This is a genomic window from Vibrio splendidus (assembly GCF_002873455.1).
GTDB classification, from domain to species: domain Bacteria; phylum Pseudomonadota; class Gammaproteobacteria; order Enterobacterales; family Vibrionaceae; genus Vibrio; species Vibrio splendidus_J.
The window spans coordinates 1-16,940 of sequence record NZ_MCUN01000016.1 but is presented as its reverse complement, the minus strand read 5'-3'; the positions used below and the strand labels follow the sequence as shown (position 1 = coordinate 16,940).

At 50.7% G+C, this 16,940-nt stretch carries 15 protein-coding genes; 14 read left to right on the top strand and 1 reads right to left on the bottom strand.

Features of this window, described 5'->3' with window-relative positions; genetic code table 11:
- Positions 1-2 precede the first annotated feature (2 nt).
- From traC to traU, 4 genes are read left to right on the top strand one after another with little or no spacing between them, the layout of a single operon-like run.
- A complete protein-coding gene (gene traC / locus BCU75_RS15280; protein ID WP_102466540.1) occupies positions 3-2,585 on the top strand; it encodes a type IV secretion system protein TraC in 2,583 nt (860 codons plus the stop codon).
- Positions 2,575-2,910 carry a TrbI F-type domain-containing protein gene (locus BCU75_RS15275; protein ID WP_016768853.1) on the top strand — a complete coding sequence of 112 codons (336 nt, stop codon included), beginning with the start codon at positions 2,575-2,577 and terminating at the stop codon, positions 2,908-2,910. The genes traC and BCU75_RS15275 overlap by 11 nt, the downstream gene beginning before the upstream one ends.
- A gap of 8 nt (positions 2,911-2,918) precedes the next feature.
- The gene (gene traW / locus BCU75_RS15270; RefSeq protein WP_017086973.1) at positions 2,919-3,584 is read left to right on the top strand and encodes a type-F conjugative transfer system protein TraW; all 666 of its coding nucleotides are present in this window, start codon (positions 2,919-2,921) and stop codon (positions 3,582-3,584) included.
- Positions 3,581-4,594, top strand: coding sequence for a conjugal transfer pilus assembly protein TraU (traU, locus tag BCU75_RS15265; RefSeq protein ID WP_076645888.1), 1,014 nt, complete (start codon positions 3,581-3,583; stop codon positions 4,592-4,594). Before traW ends, traU begins: the two co-directional genes overlap by 4 nt.
- A gap of 519 nt (positions 4,595-5,113) precedes the next feature.
- Here the strand turns inward: traU and BCU75_RS15260 are convergent.
- Positions 5,114-5,653 (bottom strand): hypothetical protein, encoded by a 540-nt coding sequence (locus BCU75_RS15260; RefSeq protein WP_102474347.1) that lies wholly within the window; start codon positions 5,651-5,653, stop codon positions 5,114-5,116.
- Between the two features lie 122 nt (positions 5,654-5,775).
- On the opposite strand from BCU75_RS15260, the gene BCU75_RS15255 reads away from it, so the two are divergent.
- From BCU75_RS15255 to BCU75_RS15210, 10 genes are all read left to right on the top strand, one after another.
- Positions 5,776-6,333 carry a hypothetical protein gene (locus BCU75_RS15255; RefSeq protein ID WP_102466537.1) on the top strand — a complete coding sequence of 186 codons (558 nt, stop codon included), beginning with the start codon at positions 5,776-5,778 and terminating at the stop codon, positions 6,331-6,333.
- Positions 6,334-6,473: 140 nt separating this feature from the next.
- Entirely contained in the window at positions 6,474-7,169 is a 696-nt protein-coding gene (trbC, locus tag BCU75_RS15250) for a type-F conjugative transfer system pilin assembly protein TrbC (protein WP_076645885.1), read from the top strand.
- Positions 7,166-8,887 (top strand): type-F conjugative transfer system mating-pair stabilization protein TraN, encoded by a 1,722-nt coding sequence (traN, locus tag BCU75_RS15245; protein WP_102474346.1) that lies wholly within the window; start codon positions 7,166-7,168, stop codon positions 8,885-8,887. Before trbC ends, traN begins: the two co-directional genes overlap by 4 nt.
- Before the next feature lie 4 nt (positions 8,888-8,891).
- The gene (traF, locus tag BCU75_RS15240) at positions 8,892-9,671 is read left to right on the top strand and encodes a type-F conjugative transfer system pilin assembly protein TraF (protein ID WP_102466548.1); all 780 of its coding nucleotides are present in this window, start codon (positions 8,892-8,894) and stop codon (positions 9,669-9,671) included.
- An 84-nt stretch (positions 9,672-9,755) separates the two neighbouring features.
- Positions 9,756-10,172: a type-F conjugative transfer system pilin assembly thiol-disulfide isomerase TrbB gene (gene trbB, locus BCU75_RS15235; RefSeq protein WP_076645883.1), complete on the top strand. Its 417-nt coding sequence runs from the start codon at positions 9,756-9,758 to the stop codon at positions 10,170-10,172.
- Positions 10,169-11,575 (top strand): conjugal transfer protein TraH, encoded by a 1,407-nt coding sequence (locus BCU75_RS15230; RefSeq protein ID WP_102474345.1) that lies wholly within the window; start codon positions 10,169-10,171, stop codon positions 11,573-11,575. The genes trbB and BCU75_RS15230 overlap by 4 nt, the downstream gene beginning before the upstream one ends.
- A gap of 1 nt (position 11,576) precedes the next feature.
- The gene (locus BCU75_RS15225; RefSeq protein WP_102466535.1) at positions 11,577-14,381 is read left to right on the top strand and encodes a conjugal transfer protein TraG N-terminal domain-containing protein; all 2,805 of its coding nucleotides are present in this window, start codon (positions 11,577-11,579) and stop codon (positions 14,379-14,381) included.
- A gap of 78 nt (positions 14,382-14,459) precedes the next feature.
- Positions 14,460-15,014 (top strand): hypothetical protein, encoded by a 555-nt coding sequence (locus tag BCU75_RS15220; protein WP_102466534.1) that lies wholly within the window; start codon positions 14,460-14,462, stop codon positions 15,012-15,014.
- A gap of 516 nt (positions 15,015-15,530) precedes the next feature.
- Positions 15,531-15,989, top strand: coding sequence for a hypothetical protein (locus BCU75_RS15215; protein WP_102474344.1), 459 nt, complete (start codon positions 15,531-15,533; stop codon positions 15,987-15,989).
- Between the two features lie 114 nt (positions 15,990-16,103).
- Positions 16,104-16,697: a hypothetical protein gene (locus tag BCU75_RS15210; protein WP_102474343.1), complete on the top strand. Its 594-nt coding sequence runs from the start codon at positions 16,104-16,106 to the stop codon at positions 16,695-16,697.
- Positions 16,698-16,940 lie beyond the last annotated feature (243 nt).

Sequence of the window (16,940 nt, the reverse complement as noted above, 5' to 3'; positions counted from 1 at the left end):
GCATGCTCAGTCAACTGTTGAAACGTAAACCTTCGTTGGGGCTTGGCGGTTTAGTCGCCGACGCCAATCAGCATCAAAACCACTTCCATCATGAATTGCCGTACCGCGACTTTGATGCGCAGACCCAACTCTTTCATAACCGAAAATCGTATGGCTTTGCGCTTAAGCTGACGGTGCTTGGCGGGGCCAATGACGAATTGGTGATGTCGCTCAACAAGATGGTGATGGATTTCCCTCAAGGTGATAAGTGGGATTATCAACTGTCGATGTTTGGTCACAATCGAGTCGCGCATTACTTAGAAGCCAATGGGGACATCATGGCCAAGCGAGGTGGTATTTGCCAGCGTTTAGCCGAAGAAGAAGTGCGCTACGCGGGGTTTTCTGCGGCGAAAGGGTTTTTCCATCGTCAGCGACATAAGTTTGATTTACGCGATTACGACGCGTATTTCTTCGTGTCGACGAAAGAGAAAAAGACCGACAAGTTGGATGACGTGCGCGCGGCGATGGAAACGGCGCTGTTGCAACTCGGTGTTGAGACCGCGCGGGTCGACCCCAAAGGGCTCATTACCTTTGCGGGTGATCTCTTGAACTTTGATGCCAAGCAAGACCGCCCGATTGAGCGTGACTACAACCCGTTCGACCCGATCAACCGCCAAGTGCTGTCGCCGGATACCGAGATGATCATCAAACGGGATCACATTGCCACGCGTCACACCAATCCTTTCGGTCAAGAGACGCGCGGGCGCACCGTGTGCATGGGACTCTCTCGAGCCCCCACCGACTTTCGGTTGTACGCGATGCCCGAAGCGTTTGCATCAATTCGTAATGTCTCGCGCATGTTGACGTGCCCACATGTGTTGTCGTTGAGTTTTCGTCACAACGTCACGGGGAATTTTGAGCACGAGAACAACAAGAAAATTAATGATTTGACCAAAACACTGAAATCCCCGATGGCCATGTTTTCACCCACTGCGGGTGAAGAGTTGGAAGAGCGCACGGCCTTGCAAAAGGGGTTGGCCGACAAAGCGACCTCGGTGTGCTCGATGGTGTTGAACTTGACCTTGTTTACCCATAAAGCGCAGCAGCGCCACGACGTGCAATCGGCCAAAGAAGCGTTTTCGGCCACGGGACTCGACATCAAAGAGCAAATCATGATGCAAAGTCAAAGCGTGCTCAGTGCGCTGCCGTTTTTAATGAGCGAAGGCGTGTGGGAGGATTGTGGCCGAGCGGGTCGCGTCCGAACGTTAAAAAGTGCCAACGTGGTCAATTTTTTTCCGATGGTGCTCGATTTTAAACGCCTGGTCAGTGGCATGTTGCTGCCGACGATGCGCGGGCAAATCTCGTTTTTTGACCCCTTTCATTGTGGCAGTGACAACAAAAACATCGCCTTGACCGGCGGCTCGGGGGCGGGGAAAAGCTTTTTTACCCAGGGCTTGGTGCGCAGCGTCTACGCCAAAGGGGGGAAGTGTTGGATCCTCGACAAAGGGGACAGTTACAAAAAGCTCACCTTGATGCTCGGGGGCACCTACCTCAATCACACCAATATTTTCCTTAATCCGTTTACCCATCTAGAACAAGTCAAAAACAGCGCGCATCACGAGCCAGTCGACGGAGAGAACGTCGACCCGATGAAAGAAGCGCTCAGCAACATCACCGCCTTGTTCGCGACCATCGCGTCGCCTCATGCTGAATTGGAAGGCTATCAGATGGCGGTGCTGGGTGACGCCATTTTACGGGCGTGGGAGGACAATGGCACCATAACGATTGTGGATGACGTCCAAGCGCAGTTGTTTACGTTGGCCGATGAACATGGCCACGATCGCCGTATTCGAGACATCGCCGTACAACTGAATAAATATTGCGCAAAGGGCATTTATGGCGACACGTTCAATAAGCCTTCAATGCTCGATCCCACGGTGGATATCACCACCCTAGAGCTTGAAGGGTTCCCTGAAGATGTGCTGCGTCCGGTGGTGTTTGCGCTGATTGTGTCCATCAACCAGCAGATGTACCTCTCAGGCTCTCGCTCAACCCCCAAAATGTGCATCATCGAAGAGGCGTGGAGCTTGATGTCAGGCACCAACGCCCAGACGCGCAGTTTCATTAACACCGGTTATCGAACCGCGCGTAAATTTGGGGGATCATTTTGTACGGTGACCCAAGGTATTGGGGACTTTTTTGTGAACGAAGAAGCGCGCGCCTCTTACGATAATTCCGATATTCACATTACGCTGCGCCAAGGCGAAGGCTTTGAAAAGTTTTTGCAAGACAACCCCAAGGCGTTCAACGAAATGGAGCAAGGGATCATCAAAAGTTTCCCACGGGCTGGGGACGCTGGGTACAGCTGCGTGCGCATCAAAGCCGGTGGCCACACCACCTATCACCGCGTGTTTTCCGATCCGTTTACGCGAGCGTGCTACAGCACCGAAGCGACCGAATTTGAATACTGCGAAAACTTAGTGAAACAAGGCATGACGAGTATCGAAGCGATAGAAGCGACCGCGCAACATTTCTACGGTCAAGAAATCGCCGACTATCAGCAAGCGCTTCAACAAAAAGCACAAGGGGTTTCCCATGACGTTTGATTTACATGGCCTATTTATAGTGGCGTGCGTGAGTATTGCCTCCTCGGTGGTGACCACCTTAGCGTTGGAGTCGCCGCCTCCCTTAGTCAGCATGGACGTAAAAAGCACCCTCGACCAATACCATAAAGAATTGCTGAAATCCCCCCTTTCTCTGCCGGAGCAAACGGATAAATTGGCGCACTTTGCCCGCGTCATGAACGAAGAAGTGGCGCGTTACGCCACTGAGCAAGGGCAAGTGGTGTTGGTCAGCGCCGCGGTCGTCGGCGGCACACCGGACATCACCGCGCACATCCAACGTGCCATTGTTGAGCGCTATGAGCCGTAGGAGTCAGTATGCGACACCTGATGATGGTCTTCGCCCTGCTGCTTTCGTTAGGGGCGGTGGCGAAGGACTTAGGTCGAATGGGACCGACGTTCCCGATTGGCGAAATCGACATGCTGACGTGGATAGAGGCGCGGCTTAAACACTTCGAGGCAACGGGCAAACTTGAGCAAATGCAAACCGAGTTTGCTGAGCAAGTGAAACAAAGCGTGGAAACGCCGCCGCCGCTTTCCTTATCGACCACGACCACCCCCAAAACGTTTTTGGTGGATCCCAGCATCACGGTGCCCAAGGATTTAACCGATGCCCAGGGGCGAGTCTTTGCCAAAGCGGGGACGCGAGTGAATCCCTTTGATACCCGCACTTGGCCAACGGGCGCAAAATTACCGCAGTTTGAGTATTCAAACGTGCTGGTTTTTTTTGATGCGCGTGATGCCAAGCAAGTCGAGTTCGTGGCCAACCTAGAGCATGCCAAGCCCCTTCGCTACATTTTAACCGGTGGCAGCCCCAATCAGGCGGCCAAACGATTCAATACCCGCATGTACTTCGACCAACAAGGGACGCTCAGCGACCGGCTTCACATCCAAGCGGTGCCCAGTCTTGTCGAGCAGTCGGGGCACGCATGGCGCGTTCAAGAGTTTGATGTGCAACACATTGTGGTGGGAGCGCAACCATGAAAATATCGTCTTTCCTCGGATTACTGACCCTGTGCGGCGCCTTGTTGGTCAGTTCGACCGCGAAGGCCGGAGGGCCCGCGTGCGTCAGCCGATTTATCAACCCCATCACCGACGTGTGTTGGAGCTGCCTATTTCCGATGACGCTGGGCTCTGTGCCCCTCATTCCGTCCATTTACCCTGACACCAACAACCCCACAATGCCGATCTCTTTTTGTCCAAAACCGCCGCCGATTTTCATGCAAATTGGGCTAAACATTGGTTATTGGGAGCCGTACGCGCTGACCGATGTGACGCGAGTGCCCTATTGCATGGTCAACATGGGGATGCAACTGGCCGGCGCCAATCAGCAAAAACTTGGCGGTCGAACCACCGCGCGCGATTCCGGTTCGAGTGATGGCGGGTTTTATCACGCGCACTGGTACAAATACCCCCTCATCTACTGGCTGCAATTGATGCAATCGGCGGCGTGCATGGCCACCGATAACTTTGATGTGGCCTACCTGACCGAGGTCGACCCTCTGTGGGACGACGACGAGCTGGCGTTTATCTTAAACCCCGAAGCGATTTTGTTTGGTAACCCCATTGCACAGTTAGCGTGCGTACCGGAGTCCATTGCCACCACGACCAATGTGGTGCTCCCGTTTGATTTTTTGTTTTGGTGTTTGGGCTCTCAAGGCAGCGCTTACCCGTTAACGGGCAACACCAACTATCGAGACACCCCGATACAAGCGGGCACCCTCATTATGGAGCGGCTTAATTACAAGTTGCACCGGCAAGGGATGGTGTGGGAGACGCGCGGCGAAGATGGGGCGGTCTGTTATCAATACCCGACGCCAATCTTACCCAAGTCTCGATACCGTTATCAAATGAGCGCGCCGATCACGGACGCCGCATGGTGTCACCCTTACACCACGACGACCACCATTTGGGAAATGGGCCACGATAACCCCACTACGGGCGATAACTTCGGTTACGTTCAGTGGCGTAAGCGCAATTGCGTGTTTCTTTAACCTGAACGTAAGGAGAAATGAATGTCTCTTGTACTCAAAGGGCGTCGCGCCCTGGACACATTCCTATTGAGGCGTCGCCTGCCTGATGATGCTTTGACGGCGTTTTTATCGCTCGCTCGGCAGAGAGGGGTTCGGCTTCAATTTCCTCCCCACCTCGCGTCGCTACAGGAGCGCGAAAACGCCCTTGCGCGATTACTCCAACCATTGACGCTATCGGATGAGGAAAGGCACCGCCTTCTCGAACACTCTCTTCGACCCTTGTCGGTTTTTGATGTCGGCCCCAGCGCCTGTTTCACGGCCATCCACAGCGCTGAGCCCCCCGCCTTTCCTTGCCAATTGTGCCAACGCTGCGCGCCCGGGTTGTTTGACTACTACGGCGGGCATTTATCACAACGCAGTTGGTGCAGTCAGTGTCATCACAATGGGGCGTGCATTGATGCCGCGTTAATTGAGCATTATCGACAATGCGGCATTGAGGAGGACACCATAGAGCGCCAGCTCCCCAAAGCGCGATGGGGGTTAAGAGGTGAGGCGCCGTCTTACCAATCGATAACCGCGATTGAAAACGCCTATCCCTTGGCGTTTCAGACGCCGCGGTAAGATCTGTAATCGATGCTTTAATCCGCCAGTGTAATGCCCCACCACCACATTGTGAAAGACGGGCTCGAAACCATTAGCCTCTAAGAACACGCGGCCAATGATGGTTCTGTGGTGGCCATCATTAATATAAAGTTCGCCATCAATATTACGAAAAGAGACATTTCGCTTCTCATGCTCAGGAAGGTAATACAGGGGGGATTGTTGAAGCTTTCGAGCGTATTGATGACCACGCTTCAATCCATCAAGGGCATCGATACAAGGGAAGAGTGCCAGCCACGATTTTCCTGCGTATCGAGGGTCTAAGCTCCCCACTACATCGGATAATCGAACCGTCGTCACATGCCAATGAGGGCCGTTGGAGTGAATCAACTTCTCTTTGACGTTTGAAACCCCTTGGTAGAGCACTCGGTGTGAAAAATGCAGTTTAGCCACGTCTTGTTGCGTAAATTCTGTTTTCAATCATCCCCCTCGGTAATACGCCATCCTGACTTTTAAGACAGCCTAGTTCAATGCGATGGGCAAGGCAAACCAGCAAAGTGCTCACGCTCAGTCACATGATGTCATTCATCTAGGAGTATAACGTGCCATTATTTTCAATTAACGCCAAACCTAAGATAGCGTTGCTTTCGGCTTTTTTTGCACAGTGCCAGCAAAGTGGTGTTCGACTGATTTTCTCTCACGGTGCGCTTAATTATCGTCATCAACAGAGTGAATTATCCGCCCTGCTCGCGCCGCTCAAGCTGAGAAAACGTGAGAAAAAAGCGCTCATCAATGATGCGCTAAAACCCTTATTTACCTATACCTTGAGCCCGAATGACGTCCATCAGGCCATCAAAAACGAGACGCAGCCCCCTCTTCCTAGTCAGATTTGTGATGCCTGTGCGCCTGGGGTGTTTCAGCATTATGGCTACCTGGTGGCCGATCAAGGGTGGTGCAGTCAGTGCCATGGCCGAGGCGAGTGTTTGGATGTCGCGTTGATTGAGTATTACCGGCAATGCGGTATTGATGATGAGACGATAAATGATAATTTACCTCGAAAGCGATGGAACTCTCTAGACGGGGGGCACCCCTATGCCTATCAATCATTGGGAGAGATTAAAAAGCAGTACCAACATGTCTTTCAGTCAGCGAGCATTTAATGTCATTACTTATCACCCTCATCATAAAACCGGCATTTTGGCGCTGTTCACCCTGAGCTCGCTTTTGGCTGGGTAGGCTTGCCTGCCCTGTCAAAAGGAGTACCACGCTTGCGTGGAGCTTTTATTTATTTGAGGTCTTTATGTCCCCCTTGAAATCCCTAGTCGCCACGGCTGCCTTGTGCGCGGCGACGCTGTGTCACGCGTACACTCAAGAAGAGCTTCAAGCGTTCACCGAGCTTGAAAAAACAATGGTGCAAACAGCCATGCCGTCCGAGCTCGAACGTCATTTTCAATCCCAGCAACGCGCCAGCGATGAGATAGCATCTGATGCGAAAGCCATGGCACGTTTTTGGCAAGATAAGCTCAAGCCGCAACACCTTAAGCGCGTCATTGATATTCCTGAACCCACGCAAAACCCCAAAGCCGCCCCAACGGGGGTCATGGTGTTTGTGTCTTTGACCATGCCAGAGGCGTCCTTGCGCGCGCTTTTAAAACAAAGTGAGCAATGGCAAGTGCCTTTGGTGATACGCGGTGTGTTGCCAAGCGGTTTTCCGGCGACCGCAAGGCGCATTCAATCGCTACTGAAAACCCATCAACCAGACCAACCCATTCAAAGTGGTTTTGCCATTAACCCTGAGTGGTTTCGGACCTTTTCGGTGACTGAAGTGCCAACGTTTGTGGCGGTAAAATCCGGCAAGTGCTTACCCAAGCAGCCGTGCAATGAAACGGACTATGACCTCATTAAAGGCAACCTCTCGATCCCCGATGCGCTGAATCAATTGGCTCGTGGTGACAATCCCGAGGTGGTGAATGCCGTCTTAAGGAGGCAGCCGTGAAACACGTTCTATTGATCGCGAGCCTGGCCATCGTTAGCGGCGCATTCGCAAGCCAAGGCGACCATTATTACGACAATGTGGATTGGGTGAAAAGCGCGCAGAAAAATATCCCTTCAACGGCGAAGGGGAAGCTCGATGTGGGGGATTACTGCGCGGGGCAAGGGTGTGACAATGATCTGCGTAACCCAGAGCAGGCTCAGTTGAACGACGGCAATATGGACGCGAACGCGCGCACTCATTATCAATCCAATGATAAGGCGCAAGCCGTGCAAACCCGTTTCGATAAAGGCCGGCCGGATGTGAAAAGCGATCCGGCGTATGAATTTGCTCTCATGGTCCAGGATAATGCTTATGAGATATCTCATGGCTTGTCCAATCAATACGTCGATTGTGATAACGCGACGCAATGCGTCATCGATGACATCCCCAAAGTGTGTCGTCAACCGACCAATAACACCGTGCCTTGCACTAAAGTGCCGACGTTCACCGCGGTCACGTCTCCGGTGATTTACAGTTGCCCATCAGGGTGGTCTCGTCAAGGTTATATGTGTCACCGTACCGTGAGGGAGTGTCGTAATGACAGTAATAATTACGCTTCCGTTCGTTCTGGTGATTGTGGAGGGTATTCAGATTTTTTTTGGAATGGTCAGCGAGTCTCAATGAACCAAGGGTATTCTCTAGGTGCCTTTATTAGTAAACGGGTAACCCGAAGTTGCAGGGACGGTAGGCGCTATCACACTCGCTATGAAATGTGCGGTAATGTCCCTCAAAGTATGCATGCTTCACTCTCTTGTCTTGCGGGCTTTACCCTATCGGGTGGAAACTGCATCAAAAACACCCTCACCTGGACCACTCATTGCAACCTATTAAGTGAGTGTCAAGTTGTGTCTCAAACCTGTGTAGAGGGGCGAGGTACACGCCGCATTAACGGCGTGCCCACCACGCTCGATTGCTGGAAATACCAAGTTAACCACCAATGTTCTCGGGACAATACGTGTAATGCGCTGCCGACCGATTGCACCACCACCGCGACGCATTGTAGTGCCAAACAAAAAGGCGTGTGCATCGAGGAAGAGCTCAAAAAATCCTGCCCAGAGAAGCGCTGCAGCGCCACCAACTTAACCTGTGGCGAAGAAAGTTTTTGTCTCGACGGTGATTGCTATGCGGGCACGCCTGAGCCCTCCAGTGATTTTAATGAATCGGCGGCGGCTTTAGCGGCGCTGGCCAAAGCGGCAGAAGGGCTCGGTGATCCGCCTCTCATCTTTACTGGGCAAGGTCAGAAGTGCACCAAAAAAATGCTCGGCATTTCGGACTGCTGTAAAGATGGCGGTTGGGGCACCGATGTGGGGCTCGCGCAGTGCAGCGAAGAAGAAAAAGCCCTGGGTAAAGCGAAAGATGACAAATTGACCATTTATCTCGGCAGTTACTGCGCAGAAAAAGTACTCGGGCAATGCTTACGCAAGAAGAGAACCTATTGCGTGTTCGACAGCTTATTGGCGCGCATTATTCAAGAGCAAGGAACGCGCGACCAACTGGGATTGAGCTTGGGCACCGCTAAGGTGCCCATCTGCGGGGCGATCACCCCAGAGCAGATGCAGCAAATTAACTTTGAAGATATCGATTTCTCGGATTTCTTTGGTGAGATGAACAGCAACACCCACTTGCCGTCTAGCCAAGAAATTCAACATCGGTTATCCAGTGCTTTAGGAGATCCATAACGTGATGCCCTCTTTTTCGACCCCTTTGGTGAGGGTCGCCCTGATGTTGGGATTGATGGGCGCGTTCAGCGCCCAAGCCTCGTCTAACCCGCAAGGTTGGAAGTGGTATAACGAGCCCCATGCGGCCCCAACCTTAACCCCGCCGCCCCCAAAACCCCTTGAGCCCAATACCACCACGAGGATCATGAGCGCTACCGAACAGATGGACTGGTTTCATGAGACGTACAAGGAAGCGCTCAACGACGCCACCATCCATTCGAAAGATGAGGACAAGCTCAAGACAGTCATGCAACTTCACCAATACATTGGTGAGCGCACCAGTGAAACGGGCATGACGTTCAAAAAGGTGTTACTCCAACACCCTGAGCTCTCTTACCTCAAAGATCGTCCGGCTGAATTTGCGGCGCGCGGCACCTATCATAAGCTCGAACGGGAGAAGAAAATCGACGCTGTGGCGCACATGCGCGACGAAGGTTGGGGGTTTTTCTTTGTGTATGACGGCCAAGACAGTCTCAGTCAGCAATTGGCCCCGTCGCTGCAAGCCTTTTCCGATACGCACGGGATTGAGATTTTAGGATTATCGCGTGATAAGACCTTTGTCTCCGGTATTCGAGATAACCGCAATAACGACAACAAAGTCGAGGTGCCTTATGCGCCTGCCCTGATTTTAGTCAACCCCAATACGGGTGAGATGAAGCCGCTCGCTTACGGGTTTATTTCACAAACCGCGTTGTTGGGTCGTTTCTACAACGTCGCCAATGACTATCAAACGCCCGATTTTTAGCGCGCAGAGTCTTGCTGCTTCAAATCTCTCCCCTGTTTTGCGCCTTCACGTCCTTAAATGACGGTAAACCAAGAGAACATCATCATGTTGATACGCACCCTTACTTTACTCTTTTTGCTGCTTTCGCCTTTCGCTACGGTGCAGGCTGCGCCCAATGACGATTACGCGATGGTGTTCTTCTTTCGCAGTGATTGCCCTTATTGCCACCGTTTTGCACCGAAACTCAAACGAGTGACCCATCGGCAACAACTGCTGACGTACGCCTTTTCGCTGGATGGCCAAGCCGTTCCTCATTACCCCGTCCCTATTCCGGCGACACCCGCGGTGAGTCAGATGTTTTTTGACAATCCCCGCAACATCACGGTGCCCGCGACGTTTTTGATAAACGTCAATTCTCAGAAATTTGTGCGCGTGTCTATTGGCGATGTGTCGGAGGTGCAGTTAGAAACCAGTATTCGCCACATTTTAAGCGATGCCGACACCTTAGAGGCCATACGATGATCCGACCTCACCCCACCCCACCAGGGCGAGCCCGTCTTATCGCCTTGATGCTCAGCGGGTTACTCACTGGCGCTTCCTACGCCGGCGGCGTCAATTCGTCGTTAGACGGTTTTTTTAATGGTCTCGGTTACAACGCCAATGTCACCCACCCCAATGCTTTCAAAGGCCAAGCCGCGAATTATTACAATGGCGGCTCTTTGTATGCTCGCACCCCCATAAAAAGTGCGCAGCTCATGAGCGTGCACTTGCCCGAGGTCTCAATGGGTTGTGGCGGGATTGACGCCTTCATGGGGGGATTTTCTCATATCAACGCCGACGGTCTCGTGCAATTTGGCAAAGCGGTGGTGCAAAACGCGGCGCCGTTTGCGGTCGACTTAGCGCTTCAAGTCTGGGCGCCACAAATCAAACAAATTCGTGACAACCTGCAAAACATTGCCGATAAGTTTCTCAATCAGTCGATCAACTCTTGTGAAGCGGCGCAGGCGGGGGTCAGTGGACTGGCCGCTACCTTTGGCGGTCCGGCGGCGAAAAAGCACGTCTGCGTCACCATCGGCACCAAAGGCAACGTGTTTGATGATTGGGTCGGCGCGCAAGTGGAGTGTGGTGTGGGCGGTCAGTCGAACGTACAGGTCGCACGCGCTCGCGCGGATGGCAGTGCTGGGTTGGAAGACATCGCCAAGACCAGCCACAACATCGTTTGGTCAGCGGCACTTAAAAATGGCTGGTTAGCGGGAGATAAAGCGCTGGCTGAATTTTTGATGAGCCTGTCAGGGACGTATATTTATGACGCAAACGGTCGCCCCAAATACTACGCCTCCTTGTTAGCGGACAACAATAACTTGGTGGACGCGATGCTCAAAGGGGGGAAGATCGAGTATTACAAGTGTGATAACACCGATGAGAAAGCCTGTTTGTCTCCGCAGAAAAAAGAGCTGACTTTAGCGCAAGACAAAGGGCTCGAAGTGCGTATTCGTCAAACGTTAGAAGCCTTATACATCAGTGTCGCCAATGATACGGGGCTCACCGACAATCAAAAAAGCTTTTTGGAGTACACCGACACGCCGGTGCTGGCGGTGTTCATCGGCTCAGTCAGAAGCAACCGTTACCCGAACTTTTCGGCGTACGCGCGCGTCATCTCGGTTGAGTTGCTGACCCGCTACCTCAGAAACATGCTGACGGTGGTGACCACGTCACTGAACCACACGCAAGTGGACAGCAAGGACATCGCTTTAATCATGTCAGACATCGACCGCGCTCGCGACTTCACCAATGGACTCTCAGACAAAGCGAAACGTGTGATATTGACCCAAGAGCAATTGACGCAGGCGTATAAAGAGAGCGACTCGCAAGCGATGAGCAAAATCAACAAACAACTGCTGCAGAACCTGTCCTTTGGAGGCTAATGTGACACTCGAATATTACACTTACACCCAAGGCGCGGCGATACAAAAGGCGCTCAATGCCATCGCCACTTTTTTTGTCAGCCAATCGTTCGCCTCAATGATGTCCATCTCTTTGATGATAGGCGCCGCGATGACCTACGCGTACTTTGTGGCGACACGTAACCCCAAACACATCTACATTTGGGCCATTGTGTTCGCCCTGGTGCCTTCGATGTTGATAAAACAAACTGTCACCATGCAAGTCATCGATAAGACCGAGCCAACGGCGGGGTATTCGGTGGCCAACGTGCCCTATCTCATTGCCCTGCCGACGTGGTTCTTTTCGACCATGATGGTCGGCACGGCCGACGCCATCGAGTCCATTTTTACCACCACCGACGATGAGCGTTACGGTCGCACCGGCATGATGTTTGGGTCCGAGTTGTATCAGCTGTCGCGTCAAAGTGATTTAAAAGACGTGGCGCTGCGCCGTTTATGGAATGACTTTTTCCAAAACTGCATTATTGGCGACATCCAAATCAATAAAAAGTACACCTGGAACGCACTCATGAACGCGCCGGACACGTTTGCTTTCTTAGATACCAAAAACATGAGCCCACTGCGCGGTGTGATACTCAACGATCTCAATCAAACCTTTAAAACCTGCGAAGAGGTGTACCCTGACATCAAGGCCAAATTCACCACCTCCGCGGCGATTGAGCTCGATTTGATTGCGACTTACCTGCACGGCGACAAAGCGTCGACCTATAAGGCGCACGTAAAAAATGCGATGTCGAACAGTTATCAGAAATTCATTGGTATCAGCAACAACGCGGTCGATGTCCTCAAGCACAACATGGCGATGAACGCGATGCGTTACAGCATCAACACCCTCGACCCGTCCGCCAGTGCGATGAATTACGCGTACACCTCGAACAAGATGCAGCAAACCTCAATGTGGGCGACCCTTGGCATGCAGGCCAGAGAGTTTATCCCGATGTTGCACACGATGCTCTTTACCCTGTTTAGCTGTCTAGGGTTCATGGTCGCGGCGGCGGCACTCATTCCGGCGCTCACCAAGATGGTTCTGACCAACTACATCAAGACGTTCGCCTACCTCGCCACTTGGCCGGCCCTGTTTGCGATACTCAATGCGATCATGACGTGGACTCTTGAGTCGCACTCAAGCGCGACCGCGAACCCAATGCGAGGACTCTCATTATCGAACAGCAATGCGATTGATGAGCTGCACATGCGCTACGGCTACATGGCCGGATTTTTGATGATGACCATTCCAGTGCTTGCGGGGAAAATATTGCAAGGGGGCGTGGCCGCGGCGCAAGCCATGAACTACCAACTGGCGGGGATGATCAACAGCACCAACGCCCGCGTCTCTGCGGCGTCTTCCACCGGTAACATGGACTTTGGTAATCTGCAAATGCAAAACCACAGCCTCAATAACACCTCAGCCAACAAATTTGATGACAACATGCTGCTAAGAACCGGGATGAACACCGCTCAGCAACGGGATGGGTCAAGCATCACGAGCTTACAAAATGAAGATGGCCGCAGGCTGTATAACGCGCAGGAAGCGGAATCCAAACCCTTATGGCAAGCGCAAGCCTCGAACATGCTGCAAAACAGCGTCAACGACCAATATTCGGACGCAAAAACCGCACAGACGCAGAATATGAACAGTTTCAACGACAGTTTCTCGAAAGGCTTCCAGCAAAGTGACCGTTGGAACGACAACTGGAGTAAAAACCGCTCTTATGGCGACGGTCAAACGATGTCGACCGAAGGACAAATCAGTCAATCCCACTCGAAAATGGACTCGGCGATTCAGAGTGTGTCTGAGACCATGGGCTGGACGCATGATCAAGCGCAGGCGTATGTGGCGGCGAAAAATGCCGGCGTTGAAGTGGGCACCCCGAAATTCTTTGGGACGAGCGCCAAAGCCGGTGCCAGTTGGAGTGAGGAGGATAGAGAGTCATTCAGTCACATGAACGCGGAGCAGAAACAAGCCCTAGCCCAAGCGACTTCGCAATACAGTGAAGGGGCGACGGAGATGCAGCGCGCAGGCCGCACACTCGATGCGAAAGAAAATCGCAGTGAAGCTGAGCAATACGCGCACGACTTTGCGATCAATGCGCAGCGCACTCAACAAACCGCGGCCGCGGTCAATGAATCGAACGCACAGGTCGACAGCCTAAGCCACATGCAATCGAGACTGAAAAACGACACGGTGAATTTCAGTGCCAGTGCCATCACCGGTTTCCAGCAATATTTAGAGAAATCGACACGTGGAGACACAGAAGAAATGGCTCGCTTGATGAACGCCAGTCAACCGGAAGACATGCAAGATGTTAGGCGCGCTTTTGAGGATTACACCCGTACCGATGGCTTTCAGGAGCAATATGGCGTCAACACCTCAAAAGCGTCACTCAATGAGCTCAAATCTTTGTATCAACCCAAGGACTTAGGGCAACCGCCAACGCTCACGCCTGAGCAAAAAACGATGGCTAATACAGGCGCTGAACAATCGTTAGCCAAAACACAGGAGGTGGCCGCTGACATGTTTAAGGTCAATGAGAGTGGCGAATTGTTTGTCGACAGCACTTACCATAACGTGAAGGGGAATGCTTTACTCTACGCGGGACATTTGCAAAATGAGGTGCAGACGGCCCCAACACCGACCGTCGAAGGCGATCATGAGGTGAAAAATAAAGTCGAGGCGGAAGTCGATACCACCCCCATTAAATCGAATGAAGTGGCCAATTATCCCGCTGCGGGCTATCCCCTTATACCGCCTAAAGATAATGGTTAAAAACACAGCGCTGTATATTTAAACACATAGTAAATTGTGTTAATATGGTGCCTATATTGGTGAGGGTTGGAGTAATGTATGAAATGGATAATAGGCGGTTTAATCAGTGTGTTGGTGAGCCTACCGGCTATGGCGCAACCTTGGCACAAAAGCCCCGCGTTAGAGCAGCTTATCGTGAAACTGAACACCAAGTACCAATCGGATGACTTATCAAAATATAAGCAAGAGAAGATGGAACAGGTCGACAACCTGTCCTATTTCATCCGCTACCTTGACCAACCTGGCACCGAACAGCACGCTAAGCTCAAAGCGTTTTTGTGGGGAATGCAGGCCGCACACATCGGCAGTATTAACCAACAAATCCAGACCAATGTGGTGCCGTGGTTTTGTCCAGCAGGCGGCAGCTTGAAGACAGTCAGTCACAACGCGACAAACCCGACCGAGTTCATAGAGAACATCATTTGGGAGGCATTAGAAAGAGATTTAAAACACGATCCAAAAGCTTTCGATGAGTTTGATGGTGTTGCTGCGTTTAGTTATACAACAGGCTTGATTATGTATGGCTTGCAAACCAAATACCCGTGTTACGACCAAGTGCCGCAATCGCACCGTTTGGTGGGCTTTAACTACTAGCCTCCTTAACGCCAACCACACTCTAAAAAGGCACGCCACACGGCGTGCCTTTTTCATGGGTGATAACAACGAAGATATTCTTCCCCCCGCCACTGGCACCCAAGTTAGGCGACTGACGAGGCGCCAAGCTTGCTTGATTACGCTTGGAGAAAACCAATGCAAGATACCGTCGTTGTCGATTCCAATAAAGATTGATCGTTTTTGCGCAATATCAGGGCATGTGGAACGCAAGAGTTAGATCATCGGCTCTAAACGATTTATGCCCCTTTTCGCGTTAGGACTTTTACTCATTCACATCTTATTAATGCGAATTTGCCCTACTGAAAGTTATCCGAAATTAAAGCGCATATAGCATCATGAAAATTAGCTCTTCATATACCTATTTAATCCTCTTTCATTTCTGTAACCTGTTGTTTTTATATTGAACAGCCAAACGAAAGACCACATAATAAGTCAGTAAATCACGGCTTTTCGCTGTATAAAAAGTGTTATGCTCTTCTTTTAGTGAGGAAATTTATGGAAACCTTTGATATCTCATGGGGCACAATCTTGAAAGTATCTGGTTCAGGTGTGGTCTTATATCTAGTAGCACCGTTGTTGCTCATTCTGCGTGACTTGCTTATAACCAAATTCATTGAAAAATACGTATTAACTCAGACTATTAGAGACTCGATACACCAGTGTGAAGCAGATCGTTGGCTATTAGATAACAAATATAATGAACCACTAATCATGGATAGTGGTGAATATTATATCGGTGAGAAAAAAGTTACAGAAGAGCAGTACAATTGCTACGAAAAAGGCATGTGGAAGCACCAAAGGCGCTTTGAATTGTTCGACTCAAAAATTCAATTTCGCAACGACATAATAAACTACGCAATGAATCACTTTAAAAACAGTTGCTACGTCAATCCAATAGTTAGTTTAAGAGCTTCTTCGTACTGGCACAAAAAAGAAATGAACAGCTATTCTTGAGCACGATCCTCAACAAAGCGTTTAAGCGGGATTCTCAATGCTTGGCATTTTCAATTTGAAGCAACACGGTGTTTTTCAAGGTAGCGTTCGCAACGCGGCAAAATGGTAGGACGTATGATCGAAAATAGAGGTGATATCACCAATGCACTTGTTCATCTTACAAAAGAAAGAACAGGTCGAAGACTACAAGATGGAAAGGGGCTGGACAAAAAGTATTCTGCCTTAGATGTTCTATGCGAGATTTTAAATGATGGTGAAATATTAGGAAGTACAAAATCAGGTTTTATCAAAGGCAATAACCCAGCGGTTTGTTTTTCGGAAACACCTTTGTCGTCACTTAAACACTTTGCTTCCAATGACCTAGAAAACGAAGAATTTCGTTATCGGTACTACGGCATTGCCATTAGTAAACACGCAGCCTTCGGGGGAGATGCTAGACCAGTTATCTATCTACCTGACAGCGAAGCTAAATGGATACCAAACTCTGAAAAGTGGCGTCATGTTCGTTATGAATATGGCTCAGTTGACTGGACGTTCGAGCGAGAATGGAGGAAAAAAGGAGATTTTAATCTTAAAAAACTTCCTGGTATCTATGTTATTTGCTGGAAGGCAACTGAAGTTGAGCGGCTGCAAAGTAGCCTGCATAAAGACTTGGTCGGTAAAGTTCGAGGTTTACTACCAATGTTTCATCTAAACCAGATGCTGTAAGTCAATTAACAAATAAAGGTTAAACTCTGCGCAGCCAGAGCTTAATCCCGATTGTTGAACAAGCTCGATGCTTCTATAAGTAAATTGTGCTTCCTCGTCTACACTATCAATATTGGATCCTATTTTAAGGCGTTTCCCATACTTTTAGTTATTCATAGATTGCTAATGTTCAATTTCCCGAAACTCATTTCTGTCCATTTCCTTCCAACTACAATCGTGATGACCAAATTAAAAAGGAGGTCA